General features: G+C 68.7%; 16 protein-coding genes, 1 tRNA gene and 1 riboswitch. Of the genes, 11 read left to right on the top strand and 6 right to left on the bottom strand.

Annotated elements, in window-relative coordinates; translation table 11 throughout:
• Positions 1-89 precede the first annotated feature (89 nt).
• Positions 90-1,574 (bottom strand): SDR family oxidoreductase, encoded by a 1,485-nt coding sequence (locus ACFV9T_RS02125; protein WP_385436168.1) that lies wholly within the window; start codon positions 1,572-1,574, stop codon positions 90-92.
• 47 nt (positions 1,575-1,621) lie between these two features.
• Positions 1,622-1,793: riboswitch (TPP riboswitch) on the bottom strand.
• A 164-nt stretch (positions 1,794-1,957) separates the two neighbouring features.
• Here ACFV9T_RS02125 and ACFV9T_RS02120 point away from each other — a divergent pair.
• Positions 1,958-2,254 carry a type II toxin-antitoxin system VapB family antitoxin gene (locus ACFV9T_RS02120; protein WP_009716657.1) on the top strand — a complete coding sequence of 99 codons (297 nt, stop codon included), beginning with the start codon at positions 1,958-1,960 and terminating at the stop codon, positions 2,252-2,254.
• Between the two features lie 115 nt (positions 2,255-2,369).
• Positions 2,370-3,020, top strand: a complete 651-nt coding sequence (locus ACFV9T_RS02115; protein WP_385436167.1) for a LytR C-terminal domain-containing protein — start codon at positions 2,370-2,372, stop codon at positions 3,018-3,020.
• Between the two features lie 35 nt (positions 3,021-3,055).
• Here the strand turns inward: ACFV9T_RS02115 and upp are convergent, their stop codons facing one another.
• The gene (gene upp / locus ACFV9T_RS02110; protein ID WP_385436166.1) at positions 3,056-3,691 is read right to left on the bottom strand and encodes a uracil phosphoribosyltransferase; all 636 of its coding nucleotides are present in this window, start codon (positions 3,689-3,691) and stop codon (positions 3,056-3,058) included.
• 187 nt (positions 3,692-3,878) lie between these two features.
• On the opposite strand from upp, the gene ACFV9T_RS02105 reads away from it, so the two are divergent.
• From ACFV9T_RS02105 to ACFV9T_RS02085, 5 genes are all read left to right on the top strand, one after another.
• Positions 3,879-4,076, top strand: coding sequence for a hypothetical protein (locus ACFV9T_RS02105; protein ID WP_385436165.1), 198 nt, complete (start codon positions 3,879-3,881; stop codon positions 4,074-4,076).
• 189 nt (positions 4,077-4,265) lie between these two features.
• Positions 4,266-4,802 carry a hypothetical protein gene (locus ACFV9T_RS02100; RefSeq protein ID WP_385436164.1) on the top strand — a complete coding sequence of 179 codons (537 nt, stop codon included), beginning with the start codon at positions 4,266-4,268 and terminating at the stop codon, positions 4,800-4,802.
• A gap of 19 nt (positions 4,803-4,821) precedes the next feature.
• Positions 4,822-5,334, top strand: coding sequence for a tRNA adenosine(34) deaminase TadA (tadA, locus tag ACFV9T_RS02095; protein ID WP_385436163.1), 513 nt, complete (start codon positions 4,822-4,824; stop codon positions 5,332-5,334).
• Between the two features lie 59 nt (positions 5,335-5,393).
• Positions 5,394-5,480, top strand: a tRNA-Ser gene (locus tag ACFV9T_RS02090).
• A 368-nt stretch (positions 5,481-5,848) separates the two neighbouring features.
• The gene (locus tag ACFV9T_RS02085; protein WP_385436162.1) at positions 5,849-6,499 is read left to right on the top strand and encodes a LysE family translocator; all 651 of its coding nucleotides are present in this window, start codon (positions 5,849-5,851) and stop codon (positions 6,497-6,499) included.
• Positions 6,500-6,529: 30 nt separating this feature from the next.
• Here the strand turns inward: ACFV9T_RS02085 and ACFV9T_RS02080 are convergent, their stop codons facing one another.
• The 4 genes from ACFV9T_RS02080 to ACFV9T_RS02065 all read right to left on the bottom strand — a co-directional run bounded on the left by ACFV9T_RS02080 (position 6,530) and on the right by ACFV9T_RS02065 (position 9,609).
• On the bottom strand, positions 6,530-7,309 hold the full coding sequence (locus tag ACFV9T_RS02080) for an HpcH/HpaI aldolase/citrate lyase family protein (protein ID WP_385436161.1): 780 nt from the start codon (positions 7,307-7,309) through the stop codon (positions 6,530-6,532).
• 76 nt (positions 7,310-7,385) lie between these two features.
• Positions 7,386-8,174 carry a 2-keto-4-pentenoate hydratase gene (locus ACFV9T_RS02075; protein ID WP_385436160.1) on the bottom strand — a complete coding sequence of 263 codons (789 nt, stop codon included), beginning with the start codon at positions 8,172-8,174 and terminating at the stop codon, positions 7,386-7,388.
• A gap of 62 nt (positions 8,175-8,236) precedes the next feature.
• On the bottom strand, positions 8,237-8,713 hold the full coding sequence (locus ACFV9T_RS02070; protein ID WP_385436159.1) for a RidA family protein: 477 nt from the start codon (positions 8,711-8,713) through the stop codon (positions 8,237-8,239).
• Between the two features lie 53 nt (positions 8,714-8,766).
• Positions 8,767-9,609, bottom strand: a complete 843-nt coding sequence (locus tag ACFV9T_RS02065; protein ID WP_385436363.1) for a PhzF family phenazine biosynthesis protein — start codon at positions 9,607-9,609, stop codon at positions 8,767-8,769.
• Positions 9,610-11,174: 1,565 nt separating this feature from the next.
• Between ACFV9T_RS02065 and ACFV9T_RS02060 the strand changes: the two genes are divergently transcribed.
• The 4 genes from ACFV9T_RS02060 to ACFV9T_RS02045 all read left to right on the top strand — a co-directional run bounded on the left by ACFV9T_RS02060 (position 11,175) and on the right by ACFV9T_RS02045 (position 14,263).
• The gene (locus tag ACFV9T_RS02060; RefSeq protein WP_385436158.1) at positions 11,175-11,528 is read left to right on the top strand and encodes a hypothetical protein; all 354 of its coding nucleotides are present in this window, start codon (positions 11,175-11,177) and stop codon (positions 11,526-11,528) included.
• Between the two features lie 133 nt (positions 11,529-11,661).
• On the top strand, positions 11,662-12,405 hold the full coding sequence (locus tag ACFV9T_RS02055; RefSeq protein ID WP_385436157.1) for an ATP-binding cassette domain-containing protein: 744 nt from the start codon (positions 11,662-11,664) through the stop codon (positions 12,403-12,405).
• A gap of 2 nt (positions 12,406-12,407) precedes the next feature.
• Positions 12,408-13,676: a hypothetical protein gene (locus ACFV9T_RS02050; RefSeq protein WP_385436156.1), complete on the top strand. Its 1,269-nt coding sequence runs from the start codon at positions 12,408-12,410 to the stop codon at positions 13,674-13,676.
• A complete protein-coding gene (locus ACFV9T_RS02045) occupies positions 13,673-14,263 on the top strand; it encodes a hypothetical protein (protein WP_385436155.1) in 591 nt (196 codons plus the stop codon). The genes ACFV9T_RS02050 and ACFV9T_RS02045 overlap by 4 nt, the downstream gene beginning before the upstream one ends.
• Positions 14,264-15,241 lie beyond the last annotated feature (978 nt).

The raw sequence follows: 15,241 nt of genomic DNA, 5'->3' as shown, positions 1-15,241 counted from the left end.
CGGGGCCCGGGGCAGCGCCCCGGTTTCGGGAAGGGGCGGGCCAGGGGAACAACCACCCGCCGCAGCCGACAGCGCACCCAACAGCCCGGTCACCGGCACACAGCCGGACCCGCCGACTCCGCCTTGGCGGCAATCTTGCGAGCCATCCCCCCGAACACCAGCGCGTGGAACGGCGAGACGCCCCACCAGTAGACGTGCCCCGCCAGCCCATGCGGATGGAAGACGGCCCGCTGGCGGAAGACCGTCCGACCGGCCGCGTCAAGATCCACCCGCATCTCCAGCCACGCCAGCCCCGGCAACCGCATCTCGGCCCGCAGCCGCAGCAGACGCGGCGGCAGGACCTCCTCGACCCGCCAGAAGTCGAGGCTGTCCCCCACCCGCAGCCGGGCCGCGTCGCGGCGCCCGCGCCGCAGGCCGACGCCGCCCATCAGGGTGTCGATCCAGCCGCGCAGCGCCCAGGCCAGCGGAAGCGCGTACCAGCCGTTCTCGCCGCCGATGCCCTCCACGACCCGCCAGACGTCCTGCGGGGAGGCGTTCACGGCGCGGCGGCGGTGGTCGGTGTAGAGGGTGCCGCCCGCCCAGTCGGGGTCGGTGGGCAGCGGATCGCTGGGCGCGCCAGGGGTGGCGGCGGAAGACCAGCGGGTGGCCACATCCGCCTCGCGGATCCGCCGCAACGCCAGCTCCAGGGCCCGGTCCACGCCGATCGGACCGCCCGGCGGATCGGGCACGTACCGCCCGATGTCCCGCTCGGCGCAGACCACCTCGTGCCGCAGGGACTCCACGAGGGGCCGCGCGAGGGCGCCCGGCACGGGGGTGATCAGGCCGACCCAGAGGCTGGAGAGCCTCGGGCTGAGCACCGGCACCGGCAGGATGCCGCGCCGGGGCAGCCCGGCGACGGCCGCGTACCGTCGCATCATGTCCCGGTAGGTGAGGACGTCGGGGCCGCCGATGTCGAAGGCCCGGCTCACCTCGTACGGCAGGGCGGCGCAGCCGACCAGCAGCCGGAGCACATCGCGGACGGCGATCGGCTGGGTGCGGGTGCGGACCCAGCGCGGGGTGACCATGAGCGGTAGCCGTTCGGTCAGATAGCGCAGCATTTCGAACGACGCCGAACCCGACCCGATGATCACCCCGGCCCGTAGCACCGCGGTCGGCGCCCCGGAGTCCAGCAGTACCCGGCCCACCTCGGCGCGGGAGCGCAGATGGGGTGAGAGGTCGCGGTCCGGGACCCCGGCCGGGGTCAGCCCGCCGAGGTAGATGATCCGCCGGACCCCGGCGGCCCGCGCCCGCTCGCCGAAGAGGCGGGCGGCGCGCCGGTCGGTCTCCTCGAAGCCGGGCCCGCCGCCCAGCGCGTGCACCAGGTAGTACGCGACGTCCACGCCCTCCAGGGCCGCCCCGATGGACTCCTCGTCGGTCACGTCGCCGCGTACGATCTCGACCCGCCCCGCCCAGGGGTGATCGCGCAGCTTCGCGGGGGAACGGACCACACAGCGCACCGCGTGCCCCGCGCTCAGCAGCTCGGGCACGAGCCTGCCGCCGATGTACCCGGTGGCCCCGGTGACCAGACAGCGCATGCGGCCATGCTTGAACGCAAAGGAACCCACCGCAAGCGGGCAGCACAAAACCTGCGAGGTGGGCTCCCTTCGCCGGCATTGTCCGGATCAGGTGGTGGAGGTCGCCTTCCGGTCTCCCCGACCTTCCGGCCTCTCAGCCCGGCCATCAACGAGACGCTCCGGAGAACCAAAGTCCTCTGTCCTGAACGCCTCTCCGGTCGAGCTCCCTCGCTCGCCCCGCAGGCTGTTATTCAGGTTACTCCTGACCCCCTTGGGCGACTAGTCCCCTCCTAAGAAATTTTCACCCTTTTGTCCATCCGCTCCCGAGCCCCTTCCCCGGCCCCCGGCCTGGCACTCCCGCGCCTTGGCTGCGCCGGAAGCCGCTTGCCCGGTAGGCTTTCCGCGTGATCTTCAAGCGCATCGGAAACGGTCGGCCCTATCCCGACCACGGCCGGGAAAGCACCCGCCAGTGGGCGGATGTCGCCCCACGCCCGGTACGTCTTGACCAACTGGTCACGACGAAGCAGCAGCTCGACCTGGAGACGCTGCTCGCGGAGGACTCGACGTTCTACGGCGACCTCTTCGCCCACGTCGTGAAGTGGGACGGCGACCTCTACCTGGAGGACGGGCTGCACCGCGCGGTGCGCGCCGCGCTCCAGCAGCGCCAGGTGCTGCACGCGCGCGTGCTGGAACTCGACTGACGCCGTCCGCAGGCGTCCGCCGCCGGGCCCTCGCGTTGGCCCTTTCGGGTTGGACTGCACACGAACCATTGATCATTTAGTAGGCATCGTCACCAGGTCGCACTACGCTGCGCTTATGAGCATGCTGACCCCTCCCGGCATGGGCGGTAAGTACCGCATCACGGGCGACCGCTACCCGCGTATGCGCAGGCCCCGGAGCCGCCGACGCCTGGTCTTCGCGGCCCTCGGCTCGGTCGTGGCGCTCGGCCTGGTCGGCTGGGGGACGCTTCAGCTCATCGACGTCTTCTCCGGTGGCGGCGGCAAGGGCGGCGACACGGTGCGCGCGGCGCGCGGCAGTACGGACTGCAAGCGCGAGCCCGCGTCGTCGTCCCGTACGGCGGCGGCCAAGAAGCTGCCGAAGCCGTCCGACATCACCGTCAACGTCTACAACGCGACCAAGCGCTCGGGGCTCGCGAAGGACACCGCCAAGGCGCTGGAGAAGCGCGGCTTCAAGATCGGCGACGTGGGGAACGCCCCGAAGGCGTACGACAACAAGGTCAAGGCCTCGGGGATACTCCTGGGCGCACCGGCCTCCGCCGAAGGGGCCTCCCGGGTGCTCGGCACCCAGCTCGCCGGGGCCCAGACCAAGAACGACGCCCGCCGCGGCAAGGACGTCGATCTGATCATCGGCTCGGGGTTCAAGGACCTGGCCAAGCAGAAAGACGCCGACAAGGCGCTCACCGCGCTGACCAAGCCCTCGCCCAAGCCGTCCGGCTCGCCCTGCTGAGCCGGACCGTACGCTGCGCCGGACCGTACGAAGGGCTAGCCCGCGGTCCCGTACATCCGGTCGCCCGCGTCGCCGAGCCCCGGGACGATGTACCCGTGCTCGTTCAGCCGCTCGTCGACGGAAGCGGTGACCACCGTCACGGGCGTGCCCGCCAGCTCGCGCTCCATCACCTCGACGCCCTCGGGCGCCGTCAGCAGGCAGAGCGCGGTCACATCGTCGGCGCCCCGCTTTATCAGCTCGCGGATGGCCGCGACGAGCGTCCCGCCGGTCGCCAGCATCGGGTCCAGCACGTACACCTGACGGCCGGAAAGGTCTTCGGGCATCCGCGTGGCGTACGTGGACGCCTGCAGCGTCTCCTCGTCGCGGATCATGCCGAGGAAGCCCACCTCGGCCGTCGGCAGCAGCCGCACCATGCCGTCGAGCATCCCGAGCCCCGCCCGCAGGATCGGCACCACCATGGGGCGCGGGTGCGAGAGCCGCACGCCGGTCGTCGGCGTCACCGGGGTCTCGATGTCGACCTGCTCGGTCCGCACATCGCGGGTGGCCTCGTACGCGAGCAGGGTCACCAGCTCGTCGGCGAGCCGCCGGAAGGTGGGGGAGTCGGTGCGCTTGTCGCGCAGCGTGGTGAGTTTGTGCGCCACCAGCGGGTGGTCGACGACGTGGATCCGCATGGCATCGACACTAACCGAGCCCACCGCCCGCGGCTCCCGCCGGTAACCCCCGGCGGCACCCGGCGGCACCCGGCGCGCGCCGACAGTCTGCCGCTGTACTGGCATCAAAGCGCTGTTTCGGGGGAAAGTGGGCAGGAGCGCCCGGGCCCAACGTCCGGGCGGACACCTCGGCCCGAGGGGTGAGGCCATGGCCGACACCGACATGCCCACCGGCAGGACGATGGGCGCCGTGTCCGCACGCGAGAGCGCAGCGGACCGCCGCCGCCGTCGCGAAAGCTTCCTGCGCGCGCTGAACGAGGCCCGGCAGGTGCGCGACCGCGTCCGACCGCGACTGACCCGCGCCGCCCGGATGCGCGAGGCGATACTGCTGCGTACGTTCCGCTGAGGAACGCGATCCCGAACCCGAACCCGGCGCACCGCCGAGGGAGCGATCAGGTCGGTCCGTTTCGTTTCACGTGAGCCACATCTCTTTGGACTGGTGCACGACGCAGCGCGGAAGACCTCTCGCGAAGCGACGGTTTCTGCCACGATTCCGATTGGGGCGGGACAGTGTCCCGCCCGCCCCGGCACGCCTATGACCAGTGGGAGAGTCACGGTGTACTTCGCCGCATTGCTCGCGCGCACCGCAGAAGGGTGGGAAGCGAGCGACACAGAGCTCGATGACGTGGAGACTCTGACCGATTTGATCGATCTGGCTCGTGGGGCCGCCAAGGACGACGACACGGTTCTGGCCTTCATCGAGCACGAAGACGCGTGGTTCGGCGTCGTCCGCGTGGACGGCGAGGAGGACCCGCACATCTACGTATCGGACGCGGCCGCGGCCGCCCGCACCTCGTACGGCTCGATGCTCACCGACGAGCTGCTCGGCCGGGATCCCGAGGACGACCTGGACAGCCTCGTCGACCTGGACGGCACCGAGGACGGCGAGCCCGACGAGGACGACGAAGCCGACCCCGACGCCCCGGTCCCGGTGGGCCCGCTCGGCGACGGCGACATCCTGACCGACCTGGGCATGGAGGAGAAGGAACTGAAGTCCCTCGACGGGGACGCGCTCGAATCGATCGCGGACATGCTGGGCTGCGGCATGGAGGGCCTGGAGGCGGTTCGCTGACCGCCGCCACACTGGTGTCATGACCGATCCGCTGACCGGCCTCTTCCCCGGACCCGACCCCGACCCCCTGCGTGAACCCTGGCGCGCCCCGATGCGCCTCGCGCTGGAGGAGGCCGTACGGGCACCCGAGACGGGAGACGTCCCGGTCGGCGCCGTCGTGCTCGGCCCGGACGGCACGGTGCTGGGCCGCGGCCGCAACGAACGCGAGGCCCACGGCGACCCCACGGCCCACGCCGAGGTCCTCGCCCTGCGCGCCGCGGCCCGCCGCCTCGGCGGCTGGCGGCTGACCGGGTGCACCCTGGTGGTGACCCTGGAGCCGTGCGCCATGTGCGCGGGCGCCATCGTGCTGTCCCGGCTCGACCGCGTGGTCTACGGCGCGGTCGACGAGAAGGCGGGCGCCGTCGGCTCCCTCTGGGACATCGTCCGCGACCGCCGCCTCAACCACCGCCCCGAGGTCATCCACGACGTCCTCCCAGAAGAGTGCGCGGCCCCCCTCACCGCCTTCTTCCGCACCCCCCGGCCAACCCCCTGATCCACCCCCACCCGGAACCGATTTCGGATCTCGGCCCTTCGTCCGCTAGGCTCTGCCTCGGTAGCGTGTCCGAGCGGCCGAAGGAGCGCGCCTCGAAAGCGCGTGAGGGGGCAACTCCTCCGTGGGTTCAAATCCCACCGCTACCGCTCGAATCACCCCCCTGCCCTGCGGAAACGCAGGGCAGGGGGGTGTTCTGCGTGTGGACGCGTCCACCAAATGTGTGGACGCATCCCGGCACGTGAGCCCACACAACCCAGCTGACCTGCCCAAACGTCCGTCGATGACGGGGCCTGCTGTGGGATCCGGCCCCGCGGGTCCCACAGCAGGTGTCTCCACCGAAAAACCTGGCCGCAAGCGGGGTCCACGCTTTGAGGGTCCCGAAGTCTGCCAGGAAGTCAGTCCAGATTGTTGCGATTGGCTCTGCCCTCAGCGTCAGGGCGTCAGATGAGATGGCCATGTTGTCGCGTCCTCTGCGCGGTCTACCCGGGTTCAAGCACACGCTGAAGGGATCCCCATGTCAGAACTGATCGGCTTCGTCGCCGCGTCCCTGGTCGTCATCGTCGTGCCCGGCCCTGATCTGACGCTGCTGCTGGCCAACACGGCCCGATCGGGGCGGCGTGCAGGCATCGCGACCGCGGCGGGGATCATGCTGGGGCACGCCGTGCTGGCCGCGGCCGCGGTGGCAGGTCTGACGGCTCTGTTGACCGCCTCGGAACTCGGCTACGCAGCCTTGCGTATTGCCGGTGCCCTCTACCTCGTCTACTTGGGCGTCCAGTCCCTGGCCGACTTCGTCCGCCTACGCCGAAGCGGTGCCGGGGACGCTCCGGCACACCGTCACACCCAGCTCATCCAACCTGCTACGGGACGCATCGTGCGCGTCTCCCTCCGGCAGGGCCTGCTCAGCAACTTGCTGAACCCCAAAGTGGCAGCTTTTTACCTGTCCCTCTTTCCCCAGTTCTCCCTGCCGGGCCTGACGACCACGGCCGCGCACACCGTGCTCGCCGGGCTCTTCTGGCTCCTGTCCCTGCTCTGGTTCGTGCTGGTGCTTCTGATCCTTTCCCGCGTCGAGGTTCTGCTGCGCCGCCCCGGCTTCCGGCAGGGCCTCGCCGGAGTGTCCGGTGTGAGCCTGGTCGGACTAGGGGGCGCTCTGGCTATGCGTGGCTGACTCCCTCGAGGGACGAGACGGGCAGTTGCATCAGGCGAACGCCGCGTCGGCTCCGGCTTGCGCCATCCAGATGTCGGTGGCCCAAGCCGTGCAAGCGAAGCCACGCTCGGCGAGCCGACGAGCGGCGGAGGGGTCACCGCCGTAGGCACCGGCCATCAGACCGTTCCTGTCGGCGGCGGCAGATATTCGCCCGAGGGCCGAGTCGTCCGAGTGGTCGTCAAGGAGGTTTTGCACGGAGGTGCCCAATGACAGGGACAGGTCGTAGGGGCCAACGAACAGCATGCCGACCCCGGGAACCGCTGCGATGTCCTCGACGTTCTCAAGGGCTGCCGCGGATTCGATCATGACGGCGCAGACCGTGTCCTGGTTGGCTTGCGCCACGTCTTTCGCGGGGGCGCTCCACGAGGGTTGGATCTGTCCGTAGCTGCGGCGTCCCAGGGGCGGGTAGAAGGCCGCGTCAACGGCCGCGCGGGCGCTTTCGGCCGAGTCGACCTGGGGAACGATGACGGCGATTGCGCCGATGTCGAGGGCGAAGCCGATGCCGGTGAACTCGGCGGAGGGCACTCTCACGACCAGGTCGGCCGACGTCTGCGGGTGCCGTCCGCGCGCGATTTCCAGCAGCTCGGGGTGTCCGTAGCGGCCGTGCTGCATGTCGATGCAGACCCAGTCGAACCGGTGCGAGGCGAGTCGGGCCACAGTTCCGCTGCTGGCGTCCGTACACCAGGCTCCCCTGCTCGGCGATGTGAAGCCAATGGCTCTTATGCCTTCTCGCCCTGAACGCTGATTGTTCGGCGCGGTGTTGTACGTCATGGAGCGGTCATTCCCGTGGGATTGCTTCGTGGTGTTGCCGAGGACTCTTCCACCGCAGCGCGGTGTGGCCGCGGGGTCAGGCGAAGTGGACGATCGCGTTGCCGAGACCGTCGATCCGTGCCTCGAATCGATCGCCGGGGTGCGCTTCGACCATGGGGCCGAGAGCACCGCTGAGGACGACGTCCCCGGCCCGCAGGGGCGTTCCGAGCTGTCGCAACTTGCGCGCCAGCCATGTAACGGCGTTCAGCGGATGGCCGAGGGAGTCCTCGCCGCGTCCGCTGCTCACGGGAACCCCGTTACGGTAGAGCGTCATGGAGCAGTTCGCCAGGTCGGTACCGAGGAGGGCACGAGGTGCTGAGCCAGGGACATACAGGCCGGCGGCGGCGTTGTCGGAAACGGTGTCGCTGATGCGGATGTCCCAGTCGCGGAGGCGGCAGTCCACGACCTCCAGCGCGGCAGTCACGAAGGCGGTGGCCTGGATGACGTCCGGGACGTTGATGGTTTCCTGGTCGAGGTCGCGGCCGAGGACGAACATGATTTCCGCCTCGATCCGGGGGTGGATCAGCCTGTCGAACGGGATGGTGCTGCCGTGCCCATACTCCATGTCGGCGTACAGCGTGCCGAAGTCCGGCTCGAGAACGCCGAACTGGTCCTGGACGCTCTTCGCGGTCAGGCCGATCTTGCGCCCTGACACGGCGCGGCCAGCGGAAATATGCCGCTGAACGTTGACCTGCTGGATCGCGTAGGCCGCTTCGATGTCCTGGGCCGGAATGAGGTCGCGAATCGGCGTGCAGGGCTGCCTGGACCGTTCGGCCTCCCAGAGTCGTTCGGCGGCCTTGTCGATCGCGGGTGTTGAGCTGGTCACGAGAGGTTCCTTCGCGAGGGTCACGGGCGTGGTGTGGAGTCGGCCGGAGGAGTGGAGGGAGGTCAGGGAGCGGGGGTCTCGCGGAGTTGCACGACCATTTCGGCCTCGACCGCGATGTTGAGGACGAGCTGGTCCGCCGAGATGGCGCTGCGGGCATGCTGTCCCTGTTCGCCGAACACGGCGCCCATCAGGTCGGAGATCCCGTTCATGACCGCGGCCTGTTGGTGAAAGCCCGGGGCGCTGCTCACCCAGCCGAGGATCTTGACGATGCGGTGTACCCGGTCCAGCGATCCGATCTCGGCGCGCAGGGTCGACAGGAGATTGAGGCCGGTGAGACGTGCCGCCTGGTAGCCCTCTTCCTCGGTGAGATGCTCGCCGACTCGGCCGGTGTACCGCACAGTGCCGTCGGTGATGGGTCCGTGTCCGGAGAGGAACACCAGGTTTCCTGCGGTGACGGCTCCCACGTAGTTGCCCGCCGGTTCGGTGGGCGAAGGGAGGGTGAGGTTCAGTTCGGCCAGGCGTGCTTCTGCTGACGTCATGCTGCCGTGTCCTTCAATGGTCGATTCCGGTCGTGGTGTCGATGCGCGCGCTGTCACAGGGCGGCCGTGCCACGCAGACAGGTGGTCGTCGCGCCGCCGACCCAGACGGTTCCGTCGGAGTCGGCGGTGATGGTGATCTCTCCGGCCCGGCCGAGCCGAGCGCCTTGGGAGACCGCGTAGCGGGCGGGCGCCGCGCCCGTGCTGGTGAGCCACTGCCCGACCGAAGCGTTCATGCTGCCGCAGACCGGATCTTCGGTGACCCCGGCACCGGGGGCGAAGGTGCGCAGCTCGAACGCATGCTCCGAGCCCGGCGGATACGCGCCAACAGCCCCCACCATGGCCGTGGGGATCCGCGACAGGTCGGGTTCCAGGCCCAGCACTTCCTCAGCCGTGGCGAGCTGTACGACGGCCCAGCCGGGACCGTTGTCGACCCACTGGTGGGCCAGGACTTGGTCGCGGTCGATACCGAACGCCGCTACGACCTGATCCAGGTACTCCTGCTCCAGGTCACCGGAGCGCTGGGTAGGCGGGGCCGCGAAGGACAAGATGCCCTCGCTGCGGCGCACCTTTACCAGTCCGACCGCGCACTGTTGCACAATGCGGTCTTCATCGCGGGGCGTTCCACCGTGCTCGAGCCAGGCGTGGGCAGAGCCGAGCGTGGGATGACCGGCGAACGGCAACTCGCCACCGGGAGTGAAGATCCGCACTTGGTAGTCCGCTTCCGGGACCGAGGGCGGCAGCAGGAACGTCGTCTCGGACAGGTTCGTCCAGCGGGCGACGCGCTGCATCGCCTTGTCGTCCAGCTCAGTTCCGTCGAGCACGACGGCCACCGGGTTCCCGAGATACGGGGTCGAGGAGAACACGTCGACCTGTGCAAAAGGACGTGCGCGCGGCATGGTCATGAGAGGCCTTTCAACAGCAGCCGAAGCAACAGCCGCCTAGGCACACGCGTCAGCGGCAACATGCCCATCCCAGCGGATACCCCCGACACCTGAACATGTCCAATTGCTAAAAATTGGACTGATCTGCCGAATTTGAGTCGCTGCTGGGACGGGGTGACATCGAGAACGCGGCCGTCAAGGCGCAAGGTGGAACCTCCCCGGCGCCTGAACGCATCCAATTACTAGAAATTGGCCTGATCTGCCGAAGCAGGGGTGTCGTAGATCCCGGCCAGAGTTCCGGCGAGCATCCCCATGACCAGGCCGTGCACTGCAACGCGGTCAGGTCGGCGGCGTCCCGTCCGAGCCGCTTCATCTCGTACAGCATGAAGATCACCCGGCAGCGCGGGGCATCCGCCTTGACCTCCCGGGCATGCCCGAGGCCGTGTGGACGCGTCCACACCAACCCCGGACGCAACCGGATTGAGCAGCATCCAGGAGGATCGAAGAGGGACACTTTGTCCCGATCTCCAGAAAAACCGCAGGTGAAACGGGTCACGTGGATGGGTTCAAATCCCACCGCTACCGCTCCTACACCCCTCTGACCTGCAGAAACGCAGGCAGAGGGGTGTTTTGCGTGTGGACGTGTCCACCACTTGTGTGGACACGTCCACACGCGCGGGCGCCGCACGCTCCCCAACTGGCCTACTGACGACCACCGATGACAGACCCCACTGTGGGATCCCAATCCCACCGCCCCCTCAGCTTCTGAGAGCGACGAAGCAGCCGAAATATCCGCGAAGCCAACATCGCGCCCTCAGGCAGGCAACCCGACCGACAGCACACAGACCGATGCCGACTAATGGTTCCGGCCAGTCGTCAACGCTGACGGGATGCATCCCGCAGGTGGCCTGCACGGCGACAATCGCCTGCCTGCAGAGGAGAGCGATTCTCGATGGCATGCCGAGTTGTTTCGGCACCCTGACGTGCCCACTTCGAGACGCCACCAGGTGTGAGTGGCTGGGGTGAAGTTCGAGCGGCCTGGCGAGGCCGCTGTGGCGTGTGTGCTCAACTCAGATTCCCCAGCTGGCCATGGCGTCAGGGGCAGGGGCAGCGTCAACTACCTCTCGACTGGACTGGTGGGCTTCTGTGCGGTCCTGCGTGCTTTCGAGCTGTCACAGGGTAGTAACTGTCCGTTCTCGGCCATTGTTCCCGCTGGGCCGAGATCAGACCTCGGGCGGACTTGGGGCACGGCAGCCTCGCACACGGCCCGGCCCTGAACTGGAAAGATCCTCGCGTCGCCCGTTATGCGAAGCAGCACGGCCGAGCCTGACACGTTCGAATAACGGGCAGAGTTGTGCGACACTCGGACGCTTTTGGTCGTCATTTGGCGTGATCATCGCCATACATCGCTGATGTGAGGATATGTTCATTCGGCGATCGCGAGCACGACAGCGCTGCACCTGGGGGGAAGGCGAACTGTGCTTCCTCCGTCATGCCTGCATGGCTCATGTCATGCACAGGACATTGGAGCGGGAGTATGAAGGGCACACCGTAAGGTCGTCGGTCTCCTCGCAGGAGCCATGGTGCTGGGATTCGCCGGTGCTGTCCCGGCCCAGGCCGAGGGCAGCCGCACCACCTTTTTCACCGCCTGGCACGCCGGCAACGAGTCCTCGCGCTGGAGTGACAACGACAGCGTCAGCACCTCGGTGACCCTCAGCGGCTGTTCCACCGACGGTGGCAGCGGGTTCAGATCGGCCACCCTCAAGCTGTGGAAGAACCGCGACTTACTTCCCGATGACGACAAGGGAAGTAAGTCCAACTCCTGCGGCAAGTCGGCCTGGGGCGACCAGTCCGCGGGCACGTACTACTTCGAACTGTTCGGCTTCACCAGCGGCGGTACCATGAGCGCCAGCAAGGTCGTCATCAAGTACTAGAACTGACGTCCTGTCAGGCGCGTCTTCGCTGGTGCCCCGGTACTCGAACCTGTACCGGGGCACCAGCCCGCTTCGCCCCGCTTCCTCTCTACCGCAGCCGCCTGAGGTGCCTCGGCGGCGGAATGTGCGACTCATGGCCTTGGAATTCCGCGACGTCGTCTTCCGGTACAACCGGAAGACGACTGTGCTCAACGGGTTAGATCTCCGCATTGACAGTCCGGCCACCGTGCTGCTGGGCCCGAACGGCGCGGGCAAGTCCACCCTGATGGCGTTAGCCGCCTCCCAGCTCAAGTCCGCGCACGGAACGGTCAACTGGAAGGACCGCAGCCCGGCGAGCCGTAAGGATCTGACGGCTTACCGCAAGGCGGTCGCCTGGCTACCGCAGCAGATCATTCCCGTCCCGGGACTGACCGTGCGCGAGAACGTCGCTTACGCCGGCTGGCTCAAGGGCATGAACCGCACCGATGCCTGGAACGCCTCCGCCGCTACCCTTGCCCGCGTGGGGCTGAGCAAGCTCGCCGACCGCCGCAGCCACCAGGTCTCCGGCGGCCAGTTGCGCCGCATGGGTATCGCCGGTGCCCTCACTCACCACAGCGAACTCATCCTTATGGACGAGCCCACCGCGGGCCTCGACCCCACCCAGCGCAAGGTCTTCCGCTCCGTGCTGGAGCAGCTCGCCGACGACGTCCAGATCATCGTCTCCACTCACCAGACCGAAGACCTCGCCGACCTCTACCAGCACGTGATCGTCCTGGACCAGGGCACCGTCCGCTTCCACGGCACCACCATCCAATTCCACGCCACCACCGACAACGGCCAGGGCCCCCGCGAACGCGCCGAAGCGGCCTACGCCCAACTCGTCGGCGAGGAGATCTGACCGTGCTGCTGCGCACCCTCCTTCGCCTCTCCTCGGGCACCCGCCTCCTGCCCTTCCTGGTCGGCTTCATCGTCCTCGCCCTCGGTGACAACCTCTCCGAGTGGGTCACCCCCCACTACTGGCTCTCCGTCACCGGCAACGCCAGCCTCGCCCTGACCTTCGTCGGCCCCGCGTGCGCCGCGGCCGGCGCCTGGGAGGGAAGCCGGATCAGACGCGCACGCCTCTCCGACCAGAGCACGGTCCGCTCACCCCTGACCGTGGCCGTCCCCCTCCTACTGCCCGTATGGACCATGGGGCTGATCGCCATGGCCGCAGCCCTCCTGGTTTCCGCGACGGCCGCGGATGTCGGCATCGGTATGCCGAATCTCGGCATCCTGGCCGTTGAGGCCGTGCTACTCGCGGCCAACACCCTGGTCGGATACCTCCTCGGGCGACTGTGGGCCCCCGTCATCGCCGTCCCGGCCACACTGATCACCAGCTTCGTCGCCAACGCCTACCCGGCCTCTTGGAGCATCCTGTGGATCCGCCACCTCGTCGGTGGAGGACTCAGCGACTGCTGCGCGATCGACCAGAGCCTGGATTCATCAGCGCTGCTCAGCGCGGGCGCCGTCGGCGTGGCTGTCTGCCTGGCCGCTGCGGTACTCATCCGTCACGGCAAGACGCTCCCTGCCCTCCTCGCAGCATCCGTACTCACCTGCGCGGGGCTCGCCGCTGGTTCGGCCTCCGCCCACGGCATGGGGGCCGATCCCGTGGTCTCCCGGCCGACCAGCGGGCTCGTATGCGACCACGGCCGGCCCCGGATCTGCCTGTGGCCCGAAATGGACGGCCAAGCCGCCATGATCCGCGCGCAAGGGCACAAGGCCGCCGACAAACTCCGCTTGGCCGGAGTCGTCGTACCCGCCACGCTGACCATGGCCGACCGGCCCGGCCGCAACGAGGCCAAGCTCGCCATCAGCCCCGGCACCAGTACCGCTGGTGTGGCCACCGGCGTGGCGACGGGGCTGCTTCCGCCCTCTCCCGCCTGCTCGGACAACGGCGCTCCCTACCCGGCCGCCGACGCCTACAACCCCGTTGGAGCGTGGCTCTCCCTGACCGCCGGAGCCTCACCCCACACCCTCACGAACCGGGTGACACCCCAGGAACTGGCCCTCGCCCAGCACGTCCTCACCCAGCCCCGGCAGGCCCAGCTCGCCTGGTACGAGCGCAACACCCGCGCCATGCGCGCCTGCAACGTACGTCCGCACCTGGCCATCGACGGGAGCGACACATGATCTGGTGGATCAAGGCCCGCGCCGTTCCCGCGCTGGTCATGTCCGTCGTCGCGACCAACGCGGTGGGACTTCTTATGGGCAATGCCGAGCTTCCCGTCCCGGTGCTGACCGGCCAGTCCGGCCACTTCCTCGTCGGCCATCTCATCACCCTGCTGCCCGCGGTCACGCTGCTCCACGGCATCGGACGTGGGGACCAGCGCACCGAAAGCATCGCTTGCCGGCCCCTGCGGAGGTGGGATGCTGCGCTCGGCTCCACGGCCGCCGTCGCTGGGGCGGGGACGGCGATCCTGTTTTACGCCCTTGGTGCCGATGGCATCGCCCTGGTGCTCGGGCGCAACATCGTCGGCTACATCGGCCTGGCGCTGCTGCTGTTTCCATTCCTCGGCTACCGCCTGGCGGCCGTCACCGTTGCCGTGGTGCCGCTGCTGTGCGCCGCGACCGGCTGGCGGGGCGGGCGCCCAGAGCCGTGGGCGTGGATGTTGTATCCCGCAGAGTCTCTCCTCGCGCCACTCGTCACGGCATGCATCGTCGTGGCAGGCGTTGTTGTGTGCCTTACGCGACAACGTTCGCTGCGATTCGCTGCATAGCGCGACGAGGCGGGCCAGGCCACGGCGGGGGCGAAGCGGCCTCGGCCACCGGCGACGCGCTGCATGCCGTGCCGGGAGTCGTCGGCGGCCGAGGCCGCGATGAGCCTTGGTCCGGTAGTAGATAGCCGCCACCAACCGCGTGGCCGACGCCTCGTGAGCTATACCCGCGGCCCGGGTCGCCAGCGTCACGTCGAAAGCGTCCAACAGGGCGAACGAGCGCAGGACGTACCCCTGATCGGACAGCGTGCAGTCGATCAGGGCCAGGAAGTCCTGGTCGAAGTAGAGAGGCAGGCCGTGCGAGCGGCGGGTGACGACCTCGCGCACGGGCTCGTCGTGAGGGGCCGACCGTCGCGGGAGAGGCGGCGGGCGAGGGCGTCCCGCTCTCGCGGGGGTAACCCAGCGTAGGCGTCGCGCCGGCGAGGCCATGTGCTGCTTCCCGCCTGCACAGGTCCACTCGTGTTGACCAGGATCCGCAAGGATCAGTTCGCAAAGCGGTCTGGGTGCCCGAAGATCATGGCCGACCAGCGCCCGCCAGCCGTAATTCGGGCGTGTGGACACGTCCACACCCACCCCGGATGCAACCGGATTCAGCAGCATCCAGGAGGATCAAAGAGGGACACTTTGTCCCGATCCCGAGAAAAACCGCAGGTGAAACGGGTCACGCGGATAGGTTCAAATCCCACCGCTACCGCTCGAATCACCCCCCTGCCCTGCGGAAACGCAGGGCAGGGGGGTGTTCTGCGTTCGGACACGTCCGGTCGCCTCCGCGACGACGGTCAGGTCCGGTTCGCCGTCGATGACGAGCCGCAGCCTCGACGACCACGCGGCGACGGGTATCGGTCGCCGCGCGCCGCGCCCGGCCCCCGCGACATGCCGAACTTGACGCTCAGCTGGTAGCTGCGCGGAAACGGCCGGGCCGGTGCTGCCCAGGGTTCGTGTCTGCATCGCGTTCATCGCGTTGTCCTTCGTCGTCGGTTG

Origin of the sequence: Streptomyces sp. NPDC059850 (genome assembly GCF_042731515.1) — a bacterium.
Taxonomy (GTDB): Bacteria; Actinomycetota; Actinomycetes; order Streptomycetales; family Streptomycetaceae; genus Streptomyces.
This window is presented reverse-complemented; position numbering and strand designations above follow the sequence as displayed.

Bases quoted from the DNA above. Each gene is read 5' to 3' on its own strand.
- ACFV9T_RS02055 (WP_385436157.1), top strand. From the start codon at position 11,662: ATGGCCTTGGAATTCCGCGACGTCGTCTTCCGGTACAACCGGAAGACG.
- ACFV9T_RS02045 (WP_385436155.1), top strand. From the start codon at position 13,673: ATGATCTGGTGGATCAAGGCCCGCGCCGTTCCCGCGCTGGTCATGTCC.
- ACFV9T_RS02065 (WP_385436363.1), bottom strand. From the start codon at position 9,609: ATGCCGCGCGCACGTCCTTTTGCACAGGTCGACGTGTTCTCCTCGACC.
- ACFV9T_RS02125 (WP_385436168.1), bottom strand. From the start codon at position 1,574: ATGCGCTGTCTGGTCACCGGGGCCACCGGGTACATCGGCGGCAGGCTC.
- ACFV9T_RS02070 (WP_385436159.1), bottom strand. From the start codon at position 8,713: ATGACGTCAGCAGAAGCACGCCTGGCCGAACTGAACCTCACCCTCCCT.
- ACFV9T_RS02105 (WP_385436165.1), top strand. From the start codon at position 3,879: ATGGCCGACACCGACATGCCCACCGGCAGGACGATGGGCGCCGTGTCC.
- ACFV9T_RS02100 (WP_385436164.1), top strand. From the start codon at position 4,266: ATGACCAGTGGGAGAGTCACGGTGTACTTCGCCGCATTGCTCGCGCGC.
- tadA (WP_385436163.1), top strand. From the start codon at position 4,822: ATGACCGATCCGCTGACCGGCCTCTTCCCCGGACCCGACCCCGACCCC.
- upp (WP_385436166.1), bottom strand. From the start codon at position 3,691: ATGCGGATCCACGTCGTCGACCACCCGCTGGTGGCGCACAAACTCACC.
- ACFV9T_RS02080 (WP_385436161.1), bottom strand. From the start codon at position 7,309: ATGACGTACAACACCGCGCCGAACAATCAGCGTTCAGGGCGAGAAGGC.
- ACFV9T_RS02115 (WP_385436167.1), top strand. From the start codon at position 2,370: ATGAGCATGCTGACCCCTCCCGGCATGGGCGGTAAGTACCGCATCACG.
- ACFV9T_RS02085 (WP_385436162.1), top strand. From the start codon at position 5,849: ATGTCAGAACTGATCGGCTTCGTCGCCGCGTCCCTGGTCGTCATCGTC.
- ACFV9T_RS02060 (WP_385436158.1), top strand. From the start codon at position 11,175: ATGGTGCTGGGATTCGCCGGTGCTGTCCCGGCCCAGGCCGAGGGCAGC.